At 52.9% G+C, this 12,989-nt stretch carries 13 protein-coding genes; 8 read left to right on the plus strand and 5 right to left on the minus strand.

The window, feature by feature from the left end; translation table 11 throughout:
* Positions 1-39 precede the first annotated feature (39 nt).
* From trpB to RSA72_RS09500, 3 genes are all read left to right on the plus strand, one after another.
* On the plus strand, positions 40-1,284 hold the full coding sequence (gene trpB, locus RSA72_RS09490) for a tryptophan synthase subunit beta (protein WP_332633106.1): 1,245 nt from the start codon (positions 40-42) through the stop codon (positions 1,282-1,284).
* 180 nt (positions 1,285-1,464) lie between these two features.
* Entirely contained in the window at positions 1,465-1,980 is a 516-nt protein-coding gene (locus tag RSA72_RS09495) for a DUF1543 domain-containing protein (protein WP_332624403.1), read from the plus strand.
* Positions 1,981-2,164: 184 nt separating this feature from the next.
* Entirely contained in the window at positions 2,165-3,157 is a 993-nt protein-coding gene (locus tag RSA72_RS09500; RefSeq protein ID WP_332624401.1) for a DUF2804 domain-containing protein, read from the plus strand.
* 79 nt (positions 3,158-3,236) lie between these two features.
* On the opposite strand, the gene RSA72_RS09505 is transcribed toward RSA72_RS09500, so the two are convergent.
* Both RSA72_RS09505 and RSA72_RS09510 read right to left on the minus strand, forming a co-directional pair.
* Entirely contained in the window at positions 3,237-4,115 is an 879-nt protein-coding gene (locus RSA72_RS09505) for a metal-dependent hydrolase (protein WP_332624400.1), read from the minus strand.
* A 578-nt stretch (positions 4,116-4,693) separates the two neighbouring features.
* A complete protein-coding gene (locus tag RSA72_RS09510; protein ID WP_332623559.1) occupies positions 4,694-6,031 on the minus strand; it encodes a Na+/H+ antiporter NhaC family protein in 1,338 nt (445 codons plus the stop codon).
* On the opposite strand from RSA72_RS09510, the gene RSA72_RS09515 reads away from it, so the two are divergent.
* From RSA72_RS09515 to RSA72_RS09535, 5 genes are all read left to right on the plus strand, one after another.
* Complete coding sequence (locus tag RSA72_RS09515) at positions 5,940-6,206, plus strand: hypothetical protein (protein ID WP_332633108.1); 267 nt, start codon at positions 5,940-5,942, stop codon at positions 6,204-6,206. The two genes, RSA72_RS09510 and RSA72_RS09515, sit on opposite strands and share 92 nt — an antisense overlap.
* 182 nt (positions 6,207-6,388) lie before the next feature.
* Entirely contained in the window at positions 6,389-7,192 is an 804-nt protein-coding gene (gene trpA / locus RSA72_RS09520) for a tryptophan synthase subunit alpha (protein WP_332623557.1), read from the plus strand.
* On the plus strand, positions 7,189-8,085 hold the full coding sequence (gene accD / locus RSA72_RS09525; RefSeq protein WP_332623556.1) for an acetyl-CoA carboxylase, carboxyltransferase subunit beta: 897 nt from the start codon (positions 7,189-7,191) through the stop codon (positions 8,083-8,085). Before trpA ends, accD begins: the two co-directional genes overlap by 4 nt.
* Positions 8,082-9,365 (plus strand): bifunctional tetrahydrofolate synthase/dihydrofolate synthase, encoded by a 1,284-nt coding sequence (folC, locus tag RSA72_RS09530; RefSeq protein ID WP_443098270.1) that lies wholly within the window; start codon positions 8,082-8,084, stop codon positions 9,363-9,365. Before accD ends, folC begins: the two co-directional genes overlap by 4 nt.
* Entirely contained in the window at positions 9,356-10,369 is a 1,014-nt protein-coding gene (locus tag RSA72_RS09535) for an SPOR domain-containing protein (RefSeq protein WP_443098271.1), read from the plus strand. The genes folC and RSA72_RS09535 overlap by 10 nt, the downstream gene beginning before the upstream one ends.
* Before the next feature lie 18 nt (positions 10,370-10,387).
* Here RSA72_RS09535 and RSA72_RS09540 read toward each other — a convergent pair whose 3' ends face one another.
* The 3 genes from RSA72_RS09540 to RSA72_RS09550 all read right to left on the minus strand — a co-directional run bounded on the left by RSA72_RS09540 (position 10,388) and on the right by RSA72_RS09550 (position 12,644).
* Positions 10,388-10,963, minus strand: a complete 576-nt coding sequence (locus tag RSA72_RS09540; protein WP_332623553.1) for a dual specificity protein phosphatase family protein — start codon at positions 10,961-10,963, stop codon at positions 10,388-10,390.
* The gene (locus tag RSA72_RS09545; RefSeq protein ID WP_332623552.1) at positions 10,960-11,778 is read right to left on the minus strand and encodes an MBL fold metallo-hydrolase; all 819 of its coding nucleotides are present in this window, start codon (positions 11,776-11,778) and stop codon (positions 10,960-10,962) included. Before RSA72_RS09545 ends, RSA72_RS09540 begins: the two co-directional genes overlap by 4 nt.
* Positions 11,779-12,008: 230 nt before the next feature.
* Complete coding sequence (locus RSA72_RS09550) at positions 12,009-12,644, minus strand: peroxiredoxin (RefSeq protein WP_332623551.1); 636 nt, start codon at positions 12,642-12,644, stop codon at positions 12,009-12,011.
* Positions 12,645-12,989: the final 345 nt, after the last annotated feature.

The raw sequence follows: 12,989 nt of genomic DNA on the forward strand, positions 1-12,989 counted from the left end.
ACCAACAACTCATTGAACAGTTTATGCAAGGAGTCCAACGTGGATCAGCAAAGTACAAATCACAACAGTCAGGTGATTGACTATACCCAATTCCCGGATAAACACGGGCATTTCGGTATCCATGGCGGACGTTTTGTGTCAGAAACGCTGATGGCGGCATTAGAAGACTTGGAAAAGCTTTATTTCCGCATGAAAGATGATGCCCAGTTTCTGGCAGAATTCGACCGCGACCTCGCCTACTATGTAGGCCGTCCTAGTCCTTTATATTATGCTGAACGATGGTCAAAAGAGTTGGGCGGCGCGCAAATTTACTTGAAGCGCGAAGACTTGAACCATACCGGCTCGCATAAAGTCAACAACACCATTGGGCAGGCTTTGCTGGCAAAGCTGTCAGGCAAAAAGCGCATTATTGCCGAAACTGGCGCAGGCCAGCACGGCGTTGCCACGGCGACCATTGCGGCGCGCTTAGGGCTGGAATGTGTGGTATTCATGGGGGCGGAAGACGTCAAGCGCCAAGCAATGAACGTGTACCGCATGCGCTTGCTGGGCGCGACCGTTGTGCCTGTAGAAAGCGGCTCAAAAACCCTGAAAGACGCCATGAACGAAGCCATGCGCGACTGGGTGACCAATGTCGATTCAACCTATTATGTGATTGGCACGGTGGCTGGCCCGCATCCGTACCCGCAGCTGGTGCGCGATTTCCAGTCGATCATTGGCCGTGAAGCGCGCAAGCAGATTCAGGAACAGGCAGGCCGCCTGCCGGATGCCTTGGTCGCCTGTGTCGGCGGCGGTTCCAATGCGATGGGCCTGTTCTATCCATTCCTGAATGATGCAGATGTGAAAATGTACGGTGTGGAAGCCGCCGGCTACGGCATTGAAACCGGCAAGCACTCTGCGCCGCTGAACGCCGGCCATGTCGGCGTGCTGCACGGCAACCGCACTTACCTGATGTCGGATGAGCAGGGCCAGATTATTGAAACCCATTCAATTTCTGCCGGCCTGGATTATCCGGGCGTAGGCCCGGAGCACAGCTTCCTGAAAGACATGCACCGCGTTGAATATGTGCCGATCAATGACAATGAAGCGCTGCAGGGCTTCCGCGACTTAACCCATATTGAAGGGATTATCCCTGCGCTGGAAAGCTCGCATGCGATGGCCTATGTGACGAAGCTTGCGCCGACCATGGACAAGGATCAAATCATTATTGCCACGGTTTCCGGCCGCGGCGATAAGGACTTGATGACGGTTGCGCGCATTGATGGCGTGGAAATGGTGGAGATGTAAATCTTTCCCGCATGCTGCAAGTGCAAATAAATGAAAACCGCGTTTAGGCAGCTGGACGCGGTTTTTTTATATGCGCCTTCAGCTGGCGGCATCATTATTTGCCGTTCAGGCGGTGAATGAAATTTGCGCGCATCCGCTGTGGGCTGTAAGCTTAATACTTGAAAAATTAAAGGAAATGCAATGCTCAGCCTATTTGTTGTGATGCTCGGCGGCCGCCATGCGCGCGCCAACACAGAAGTGCATGATGTGGTGCTCGCCGCGGGAAATTCACTGGAAGAGGTCTATCCGCAGTTGAAAAAAGCATGGTTTGGCGAACAGAAAGGCCTGCATATTGATGCATGGGCGCAAGTCAACGGCCTGCAATCCGAAGGCAAAAACTATCAAATCCACTTTGCCGATGCTCCGCCCAATCCGGCGGATGAAAAGCTCTGGCTGATTACTCTGGGCGGCTACGATGCGCGTGAATTTGGCGAACTGCACCGCTATGTGCTGGTGGCGGCGCACAATGCAGCGGCGGCCAAACAGCGCGGCAAGGCGCATTTTGCTCAGCATTGGCAAAAGCAGCATACCGACTGCGTGCTGGATGTGGATGACTGCATTGCAGTGGATCAGGTGCATGGGCGCTATATTCAGCTGATTGAAGGCGGATTTGCAGAAAACTGCTGGGAGAACACCTACCTGATGATTGGCGGATAAAACCGCCTTGATATTGATCTGAATAAAATAAAACCAAAAAATATTATTTTGATCTGCGCGGAATATCCTATATATTTTTCCTGATTTTCGGCGGAAAACAGATGCTTAGACTGTTCAGCTTAAAAAATGCAGGCATAATAAGCGTAAGGATTTTCAGATAAATTTATTCCACGGATATGAATAAATGGATTTAATACAGCCTAATGGACAGCCGAATTACGGCCGTTTCAGCGCTTTGCCGCGGCAGATTGACCTGAATCAGTATGTGTACAAAAACCCCTACGGCAAAGTGCTGACGGGCTGGCGCAAGCGCTTAAAATATAAAAAATTCAAATTCTGCTGCATTCAGCATCAGCATTACACCATTGGACTGGCGATTGCCGATATTGCATGGGCAGGGCATGGCTTTGTCTACATTTATGACCATTTGAAAAATGAGGTCACTGAATGGAATGCCATCAATTTACTTTCGGTAAATACTGTGCTGGATGAGCAGCCCCTATACAGCCAGAGCCATTTTTCAAAATCCGGCATTCAGATTGATGTGCAGCATGCCAACGGCGTGCGCTATATTCAGGTCAGCAAGCACGGCGAACTGCATCTGAGCGCCCGCATTTTCTGCGCCGGCACTGACCCGCTCAGCATGTGCAGCCCGACCGGCATTAACGGCTGGACGTATACGCAAAAGCTGACCACGCTGGGCTGCGAGGGCTTCTTTAAAAACCGGCAGGGCGAAATTATCCAGTTCAATGAGCGCACTTTTGCCTCCCTGGATGACACCTGCGGCTTTCTGCGCCCGGAAACGGCGTGGTTCTGGCTGTCCTGCAATTTCTGGGACGCGCAAAACCGCCGTGTCGGGTTGAATTTGGCTTCGGGCGTGAATGAAAGCTTTGGCAATGAAAACTGCTTATGGATCAATGGGGTGCTTTATCCTGTGGCCGATGTGCTGTTTCAGCAGCAGGATGAAGACCAGTGGAGCATCCGCTCTTTGGACGACCGGCTGAATTTGCTGGTCAGCACCGGTTGGCGCCGCTATGAAAATCTGAATTTAAGGCTGGTCGGCAGCCAGTTCAGCCAGTGGCAGGCCAAAATCAGCGGCACCATTCAGCAGGATGATCAGGAAATTGTGCTGCTGAATGAGTATGGCCTGCTGGAACAGCATTATGCCAAGTGGTAACCAGCCGCGGAGCTAAGCGCATTGAGCGGCTGAAAACCGTGTTAAGCGGATGCTGGATCAGAATTTGATCCGGCATTTTTCAGCGCGCAGCCTGCCAAAAGGCTTCGCCGGCCTGAATCGGATCGCCGGTTTCCTGCAGGGCCTGCACCCAGACCTGATATTGCGCAATAGGCGGATGCTGGCTGGGGTGGAAATCCGGCTTAAACCAGTCCAGATACTGCCGGCGCATTCTGCTTAACACGCCGTTTTTGCCGAAGAACCACGGCAGGCCGCGCAGGTTCATCTGCAGGCGCTCGCGCAGGCTGAAGCCGTCATGCCTGAGCATCACATTGGTGCGGTACAGGGTAAAGCCCAGCATCAGCGCTGTGGTAATGGCCAATGCGCTGCGCCGGGTGAGTTCGGGCACATTGCCGGCCTGCTTCATCACATCAAAAGCCACATCGCGGTGCTCCATTTCTTCAATGGCGTGCCAGGCAAATAAGGCGCGCACGCAGGGATGGGCGCTGCGCAGGGTATCTTGGCTGCCGAAAAAGGTTTCCGCCATCAGCGCGGTTAAATGCTCGGCGGCGGCCGTCATGGCGATATTGTACTGCGCAGAGCGGTGCTGCAGCTCAAATCTGAAGATTCTGTTCAGGCGCGCAATGAACTGATCGACAGGCATGCCTTGGGCTTTCATCACCTGATTCATTTTGTCATGCGCCATGCCGTGCTGCGCTTCCTGACGGATGAAATCCGCTACGCGCTGCTGCAGGGCGGGATCGGCAATTTGATCCCGGAACAGGCGCACGCATTCAATAAAATAGCGCTCACCGTCCGGAAAGGTCAGGCTCAGCGCGTCAAACATGCGGGTCAGGTAAGGGTCGCCGCCGAACCAGAAGCGCGGGACTTGATCCAGCTTAAAGTCCAGCTGGGTGCGGACGGCAGGGCGGGCCTGCGGATAGCGGGTGTCGGCATTCATTTTGTTTTACTTTAATCGCCTTCAATGCCTGCAGTATGCCGGATCTTCAGCCGGATGTTTTGACAGCAATTGCCAATTTTTATACATTTAACGCCAGAATGAAAATTCAGCCTGCCGGAAGGAAAGATAAAAACGGGGCAGGATGATGCAGGAACTGCAAATACCCAATGGCTATTTGCAGTGGCGGAAAATGCATCTGGCTGCGCTGGGCAGCTCCTTTAAGCAGGTGCTGTAAACTGAGCGGATGAAGCGCTGCGGGCAGCTGAAAGCGATGCCTGCATGCATCAAATGAATAAAACGCCCATCAGGCGGATAATGCTGATCAGTTAAGCGTAATTTCATTATTGCTGATTGATAAATCTCCCCTAACCCTGAGCCATATATGGCGCAAGGCAAAAGAGGGGGATGAACAGCATTGCTGTGCAAGGAATTCAAGACTGTATTGAATTTCAAAATACTCCCTCCTTTGAAAAAGGTGAGCAGCACTGCTGCGCAAGGGGAGGATTAAAAATGCTTAACTGACTGGCATTACATCAGGCGGATGCAGAGGCAATCCGCCTCAGCCCGGGCTTAAGCCCTTACTGTTCCTTCGGCTTGAGTTTTGGATAGCGGAAAATAATCGACAGCACCGCAAAAACCGCCAGCACCCAGCAGTAATAGATGCCGCCGATCAGCTCAACCGGCGACATTTTGGCGATGGAGCAGGCCAGAAGCAGCTGCGCGCCATAAGGGATCAGGCCCTGCACGATGCAGGAGAAAATATCCATCAAAGCGGCGGCGCGCTTGGGGTCAACGCCGTATTCTTTGGCGACTTCGCGCGCCATATCGCCGGAGAGGATAATCGCCACAGTGTTGTTGGCCACAAACAGATTGGAGAAAATCACCAGAAAGCTGATGCCCAGCTCGCCGGCGCGCTGCTTGCCGACCCTGAACAGCCGGGTCAGGCGGTAAATGCGCTGGATCAGCCACTCCAGGCCGCCTTCGCGCTGCATAATGGCGGACAGGCCACCCAGAAACATGGACAGCAGCGCCACTTCAAACATGCCGACAAAGCCGTCATAAATGGCGTTATTCAGCTGCAGCAGGCTGAAATCTGCCCGGTCGGCCAGACCGATCAGCCCGGAAAGCAGCACGCCGATGCACAGCACAGCCAAGACATGCAGGCGGCTGAAGGCTAAAAAGAACACCGCAACATAAGGCAGAATCAGCCAAGGGTCGTAGTCTTTAAACGCAATGGCCTGCGAGCCGTGGCTGATCAGCATATAAATCATCAGGCTGATGACGGATGCCGGCACCGCAATCCAGACATTGACGCGGAATTTATCGCGCAGCTGCACTTTCAGGCTGCTGGTGGCGGCGATGGTGGTGTCCGAAATCATCGACAGGTTGTCGCCGAACATCGCGCCGCCCACCACAGCGCCAATCGCATAGACCGCTTCTATGTCCGTAGCCTGGGTAAAGCCAAAGGCAATCGGCGCGCAGGCCGCGATGGTGCCCATGGAGGTGCCCATAGCGGTAGCGATAAAGGCTGAAATCAGAAACAGCATCGGCAGCACAAATTCAGGCGGAATAATGGACAGCCCGAGCTGCACCGTGGCGTCCACGCTGCCGATGGCGCTGCTGACGCTGGCGAATGCGCCGGCCAGCATGAACACCATGAACATTAAAATCAGATTGGGGTGGCTGGCGCCCTTCAGAAAGGCGTCAATGCCGGCGTTCAGCCTGCCGCGGTACAGCAGCACCGCCAGAATAATCGCCGGCAGGGCCGCCACAGGCGCTTTCACCTGATAAAAAGCCAGCTCGGCGCCAATAAGGGAATGGTAAATGCCGCTGCCTAAAAAAATGGCTAAAAATACAATAAGCGGCAGCAGTGCAAAGGCGCGCGCCTGCACTTTCGCTGGGGTGTCAGAGGTCATAGGAGATAAAAAAGAAAACAATGCGGATAGTATAAAGCAGGTTTTGCTATTTCAGAAAACTTTAAATGTAAAAGCTAAGCCTGCTATTTATATCAGTTTTTTACCGATAAAATTGCGTTTGCCTGAGCGCATAAGCTTTTGTAATTTAGTGAAATTAGGCATCTTTGATCATTGAGAAAAAGCCTGAAATATCCGTAAATGTTGCTTTCGGATTGTTCTGGAAGTTATGCGCGCAGCGGAAATGCAGATGGAAATGCCGGCACCCTGTTGAACGGGTGAAAAATAGCGTTACAATGCAGAGTCTTGTATTTTTACAAAGCCGATCCGTTTCGAACCATTCAAGGAAAGTATAGCCTTATGTCACGTTTAGCCGCACGTTTTGAAGCTCTTAAATCTCAGCAGCGTAAAGCTTTGGTTTCTTATGTTATGGCTGGCGACCCTCATCCGCATGTAACCGTGCCTTTGCTGCACCGCATGGTTGAGGCTGGGGTGGATGTCATTGAATTAGGCTTGCCTTTCTCTGACCCGATGGCGGATGGCCCTGTGATCGCGCTGGCTGCTGAGCGCGCGCTGGCAGGCGGCACCAATACCCTTGACGCTTTAAACATGGTCAAAGAGTTCCGTAAAAATGACGCAGCAACGCCTGTGGTATTGATGGGCTATTTGAACCCTGTAGAAGTGATTGGCTATGAAAAATTCGTGGCTTATGCCAATGAATGCGGCGTAGACGGCGTGCTTTTGGTGGACTTGCCGCCGGAAGAAGCCCAAGGCTTGGATGCAGTGCTGCAGAAATACGGCATGGATCAGATTTTCCTGCTCGCGCCGACTTCTACCGATGAGCGCATTCAGCATGTCGTGAAGCAGGCTAGCGGTTTTATTTACTATGTTTCCCTGAAAGGGGTAACGGGCGCAGCGACTTTAGATGTGTCTGAGGCTGCCCGCCGCATTCAGAAAATAAAATCCTATACGGACATTCCAGTCGGTGTCGGTTTTGGCATCAGCGACGCAGCTTCAGCGAAAGCGATGGGCGGCGCGGCGGATGCAGTGATAGTCGGCAGCGCCTTTGTCAAACAGTTTGCAAGCTTAGCCCCAGAACAGGCCGCAACAGCAACGGTGAATAAAGTTAAGGAGCTTCGAGCCGCGCTCGATGAGTTAGTATGAGTCAAGACGTGAAATCAGGGAAAATTCTTAGCCCGTCTGCGCCGTGGACGGAACGCAGCGTGCCCGGCATCGAGATGCCGGATGAGCAGCAGGCGCTCAAAGCCACTTTTACAGAACCTACTATTGAATGCCCTGAGTGTCATGCTTTAGTGACCCGTACAGCGATGTCTTTCAATGCCTATGTTTGCCCGCAATGCGACGAGCATTTGCGCATGAAAGCCCGCGACCGCTTAACCTGGTTCTTTGATCAGGTGCAAAATGAACTCGGTCAGGAATTCAAAGCGCAGGATCCGCTGAAATTTGTTGACAGCAAGCCATACCCGGAGCGCATGGCTGAAGCGCAAAAGAAAACCGGCGAAACAGAAGCGCTGGTGGTGATGCAGGGCCTGCTGAAAGACATCCCGATGCTGGCCTGCGCCTTTGAATTCGACTTTATGGGCGGCTCAATGGGCTCAGTGGTCGGCGACCGCTTTGTGCAGGCCGCTGAACGCGCGATTGAAATGAAGCAGCCGCTGATCTGCTTCGCCGCTTCCGGCGGCGCGCGCATGCAGGAAGGCATGCTGTCGCTGATGCAGATGGCGCGGACTTCAGCTGCCATTCAAAAAATGAAAGAAGCCGGCCTGCCCTATGTGGTGGTGCTCACTCATCCGGTATACGGCGGCGTGACGGCATCTTTGGCCATGCTGGGCGATGTGCATATTGCTGAACCGAAAGCGATGATCGGCTTTGCCGGCAAGCGCGTGATTGAGCAAACCGTGCGTGAAAAACTGGAAGAACCGTTCCAGCGCGCGGAATATTTGCTTGATCATGGCGTAATCGATCAGATTGTTCACCGCCACTCATTACGTGATACTGTATACCGCATTATCAGTAAATTGATGAACCAGTCTTGAGCACAGCACCCCTTGCAAGCGATTCTTTAAACACATGGCTCGATTATTGGGGCCATGTTCATGTCAGCGGCATCGATTTAGGTTTGGAGCGCGTCATTCCTGTGGCTGAGCTGCTGGGAGTTACGCGTCCGCAGGCAAAGGTATTCACCGTTGCCGGCACCAACGGCAAGGGGTCAACCACAACCGTTTTGGCAGCCATTTTAAATGCGCAAGGCTATAGCGTCGGCCTGTACCAGTCGCCGCATATTTACCGCTTCAATGAGCGGGTGAAGCTGCGGGGCAGGGAAGTGGACGATCAGGCGCTGATTGACGCGTTTGTGGCGGTTGATCAGGCGCGGCGCGCCTGCGGCCTCAGCCTATCCTTTTTTGAAGCCACCACCTTGGCGGCTTTTGTGATTTTCAAGCAGCAGCAGTGCGATGTCTGGGTGCTGGAGGTGGGCTTAGGCGGCCGTCTGGATGTCGTGAATGTCATTGATCCGGATGTCGCGGTCATTACCAATATCGGCCTGGACCACACCGACTGGCTGGGCGACAGCATTGAAAAAATCGCCTTTGAAAAAGCTGGCATTATCCGCCCGGAGATTCCAGTAGTGTTTGGCGGCCAGCAGGACGTACCGCAGGCCATTCAAGACAAAGCGGATGAATGCCGGGCGCAGCTGCATGCGGTGAACCGCGACTACTTCTATCAGCCTGCTGAAGACGGCCAGTCCTGGATGTTTGCTTCTGCCGGCACGACCCTGAGGCTGCCGGCCGGCAGCCTGGCTTTGGAAAATATTTCTACAGCGGCCGCGGCGGTTCTGCTCAGCGGCTTGACGGTATCGCAGCAGGCCATTGCGCAGGGCATTCAAAACGCCAGGCTGCAGGGCCGTTTTGAAGTGCGGAACATTGCAGGGAAAACCGTTATTTTTGACGCCGGGCACAACCCGCATGGCGTTGATTTTTTGTTAAAGCAATTGCGTAAATTCCTAGAATACAATAAACAATACACTGAAGTGGTCAGTGTTTTTTCAATGCTGGCCGATAAAGATATCAATTCTGTCGCCAGCTTATTGAAAGACGCTGTTTTAATGTGGAAAATTGCGCCATTAAATGTTCCGCGCGCGGCCAGCATCATACAATTGGATGCCGCGCTGCAGGGGCAGCAGGCGCAGCATTTCAGCAGTGTAAAATCAGCTTTTAAGTCAGCCTTGAATGAAACAAAAAATAATCAGCTGATCTTGGTATGCGGTTCATTTCATACCTTAGAAGCGGTATGGGAGTATTTGGAAGAATGTCAATGAATAGCAGACAGCGCTGGATGGGCGGTGTCGTTTTATTAAGCGGCGGCGTTTTATTGGCGGCATTGCTTCTGAAAGGCAAAGATGAAATTCATCATAATCAAATGCATGCTCCGCAAACTGCGGCTGAGTCCGGGCAGAAAAATGCCAGCAGCAGCGCTTCCGGGCTGACTGTGGATGTGGAAACTGAAAAGCGCCTGCTGGAAGCACAGCGCCAGACCCGCGAGAAATCTGTAGCAGAGCAGGAAGCGCGGGCCGCTGAGTTCTTAGCGATGCAGCAGCAGGCGGAAGCGGACGCAGCCCGCAAAGCTGCCGAAGAATATGCAGCGCTGAATGCGCGCCGCTCTGCGCAGCAGAGTTCCGACAATATTCCGCCGGAACTGATTGAAGACGACGCAGCCAAGCGGAAGCGGATTGCTGAGGAAAAGCAGGCCGCGCAAAAAAAGCTAGAGCAGCAGAAGGCGGCCCAGCAGAAGGCTGAACAGTCCAAGCAGGATGCCGCCCGCAAAGCTGCTGAAGCCGAAAAGCGCGCAGCCGAAGAAAAGCGCAGCGCAGAGCTGAAGCGCAAGGAAGAAGCTGAGCGCCTGGCCGCCGAGAAAAAAGCGGCTGAGAAAAAAGCAGCCGATAAAAAGGCTATTGACAGCAAGGCTGCGGAAGAAAAACGCAAAGCGGAAGAGCATAAAGCTGAAGCCAAGCGCAAAGAAGACGCCAAGAAAAAAACCGAAGCTGAAAAAGCGCGCGATTTGCTGGAGCATGGCGACAAGCAGTGGATGGTGCAGGTGGCTTTGGCTGCCAATCAGGCCAATGCAGATGCTTTGGCCTCTAAGCTGAAAGCCAAAGGCTACCGCGTCACCAAAAGCCCGACTTCTAAAGGCATCCGCATTATGGTTGGGCCATCAAAAGACCGCGAAGCCGCAGACAGCGCGCGCAAGAAAATTACTTCCGATGCCGGCCTGGGCATGAAGTCCGCGTGGGTTATTGACTGGGTGCCGCTGGATAAGCGCTAAGCTGAGCCTGGTGCGTGATCAGGATGGATTTGCCAGCTGCTGGCGGATCCATCCGATATTTTCAGGGCTGAACAGCCTTTCAATATTGATCCACACCGGATGAAAGCCGTAGCCGCCGTGCTTCATTTCATTCAAAGCTTCCTGCACAGTCCAGCGCTCAAAAATAATCCGGTACATGGCGATGCTGGCGCCGGTGCGGTCAGAGCCGTGATAGCAGTGAATCAGCACTTTTTGATCATTGGCCTGCGCCTGCTGAATAGACTGCATAACCTGCAGCAGATCCCCGCGCGACATCGCCCAAGTCTTGACTGGAATATGCACCAGCTGGAATTCATCCGCACTCAGCAGCAGGCGGTCTTTATCCCGCGTGCGCAAGTTGATCACCATCTGAATATCATGCGCTTTTAAGGCGGGAATCAAGTCCGCATCCGGCTGTTCGCTGCGGTACACAGAAACGCTGATTTGATAAAGGTTGGATTCGGCGGCGACAACAGAACCCCAGTTTTTTGGGCGCTGCTGTTCTGGCCATGCGGGAGCGGTCATGCATCCGGACAGGCTGAAAGCGAGCGTGAAAATCAGTGCGTTCCGTTTCATGCTGGCTGGTATCTCGCTAATTCTGCCGGGTCATGCGCGCAGATGATTTCGACCTGCGCCTCAGCCTGCGCCAGCGCCTGAATTTTGCTTAAATTGGCGATGCGCTGCTGATTATCCACCGCAAACAGCCGTTCCAGCTTATCCAGCGCTTTTAAGGAATGTTCCGGCTGCAGCTGCAGGTGCGAATAGTAGGCGTCGCCGCAGAAAAACAGCCAGCCTTCAGCCTGGCGGATGGCGATGCCGCAGTGTCCTGCGGTGTGGCCGATCAGCGGTATCAGCAGAATGTCATCCTGAAACAGCTTAAAGCCCTGCACGCGGTGCAGGTTGAACCAGCTTTCACCCTGCATCGGCTCTAAAAAATTCCAGTAGCGGTGATTTTTAAACTGCTGGGTTTTATAGCGGGCTTTGCTTTTCAGCGATTTCAGGTGCTGCGCGGCATTGTATTCGGTTGACAGCACATGCACGGTGGCGTGCGGAAAATCCGAGATGCCGCCGGCGTGATCAAAGTCCAGATGCGAAATCAGAATATGCTTCACATCTTTGGGCTGAAAGCCCAGCCGCTGAATTTGCGCAACCGCGGTCAGCGCTAAATTCTGCTCAATGCGCCCCGCGCGGGCAATCAGGCCGCCCAGGCGCTGCCGGGTATGCAAATAGTCCTGCACGCCTAAGCCGGTATCGACCAGCACTAAGCCCTGATCGGTTTCCAGCAGCAGGCAATGGCAAATGACTTTGGCCAGAAAGCTGTTTTGCCCGAACAGCGGGCCGCAAACTGGGCACAGGGTGCCGCAGTGCAAATGATGAATTTTATTAATCACGGTCAGAATTTTTTTAAAGATTTTGTTCTTTATAACTGATGTGGAAAATTTCACCAATAGATATTTCAGCTGCGTCAGGCACGCATTTGTAAATCAATGGATTTGAAGATAAAAAGCCCGCCGGGAGGCGGGCGCTGCGCAGCAGCTGGAAACTGGCCCGTCAGAGGGTTTCCGCACCCGCAGCACAGCTGCCCATCTTGCGTTCAGGCAGGGCAGTATCCTGCTGATCTTCACTCAGGCTGCGGGGTTAGGCGCAAATACGGCTTCACCGCGGTATAGCCCTTCGGAAAGCGCTGCCGGATTTCATCCTCATCTTTTAAAGACGGCACAATCACCACATCATCGCCGTGCTGCCAGTTGGCGGGCGTCGCCACTTTATGATGGTCAGTCAGCTGCAGCGAATCCACCACGCGCAGGATTTCATTGAAATTTCGCCCGGTGGATGCCGGATAAGTAATGATTAAGCGCACCTTTTTATCCGGGTCAATAATCACCAGCGAACGCACCGTCAGGGTTTCGCTGGCATTCGGGTGAATGAAATCATACAGCGTAGAGACTTTACGGTCTTTGTCGGCAAGAATCGGGAAATTTACCGAAGTGCTTTGGGTTTCGTTAATGTCGCTAATCCAGCCTTTGTGCGATTCCACATCATCGACCGAAAGCGCAATGGCTTTCACGCCGCGCTTGGCGAATTCATCCTGCAGTTTGGCGGTATAGCCCAGCTCGGTGGTGCAGACCGGCGTGTAGTCCGCCGGATGCGAAAACAGGATGCCCCAGCTGCTGCCCAGAAATTCATAGAAATTAATTGCGCCGTCACTGGATTCTTGGGTGAAATCTGGTGCGGTGTCTCCTAAGCGTAAACTCATCTTCAAGCCTCATGATTCATGTTGTATTCCGATGGCTGTTAATATGGCGCAGATTATTTATGATGAAAAATACTGTTTTTGAATTTCCTTATCATTAAATTGAACAAAGAGGATGCTGATCAAAAGGCTGAAAAATGCCTGAAACGCCTTGGAGCCCGGCTCCGCATGCGCTGTAAAATTTGCTGGATTGCCGCGCCTTATGCCTTCCGGGCTGGAATCCGGGATCAGATTTTTTTAAGGGCTTTTTGTGCAAAGCCCTTGTACTTCAAATTTCTAGCACCATAATAACGGCTAAGAAAACATATTCATTTGACAAGCAAGATTTAGAGAGTCTATTCATGTTGG

It is taken from the genome of Acinetobacter sp. (assembly GCF_036659555.1).
Classification (GTDB): Bacteria; Pseudomonadota; Gammaproteobacteria; order Pseudomonadales; family Moraxellaceae; genus Acinetobacter.

Excerpts from the sequence above, each read along its gene's own strand:
- RSA72_RS09510 (WP_332623559.1), bottom strand. The coding sequence starts at position 6,031 with ATGACCTCTGACACCCCAGCGAAAGTGCAGGCGCGCGCCTTTGCACTG.
- RSA72_RS09500 (WP_332624401.1), top strand. The coding sequence starts at position 2,165 with ATGGATTTAATACAGCCTAATGGACAGCCGAATTACGGCCGTTTCAGC.
- RSA72_RS09515 (WP_332633108.1), top strand. The coding sequence starts at position 5,940 with ATGCCGCTGCCTAAAAAAATGGCTAAAAATACAATAAGCGGCAGCAGT.
- accD (WP_332623556.1), top strand. The coding sequence starts at position 7,189 with ATGAGTCAAGACGTGAAATCAGGGAAAATTCTTAGCCCGTCTGCGCCG.
- RSA72_RS09540 (WP_332623553.1), bottom strand. The coding sequence starts at position 10,963 with ATGAAACGGAACGCACTGATTTTCACGCTCGCTTTCAGCCTGTCCGGA.
- RSA72_RS09495 (WP_332624403.1), top strand. The coding sequence starts at position 1,465 with ATGCTCAGCCTATTTGTTGTGATGCTCGGCGGCCGCCATGCGCGCGCC.
- RSA72_RS09550 (WP_332623551.1), bottom strand. The coding sequence starts at position 12,644 with ATGAGTTTACGCTTAGGAGACACCGCACCAGATTTCACCCAAGAATCC.
- trpA (WP_332623557.1), top strand. The coding sequence starts at position 6,389 with ATGTCACGTTTAGCCGCACGTTTTGAAGCTCTTAAATCTCAGCAGCGT.
- RSA72_RS09505 (WP_332624400.1), bottom strand. The coding sequence starts at position 4,115 with ATGAATGCCGACACCCGCTATCCGCAGGCCCGCCCTGCCGTCCGCACC.
- RSA72_RS09535 (WP_443098271.1), top strand. The coding sequence starts at position 9,356 with ATGTCAATGAATAGCAGACAGCGCTGGATGGGCGGTGTCGTTTTATTA.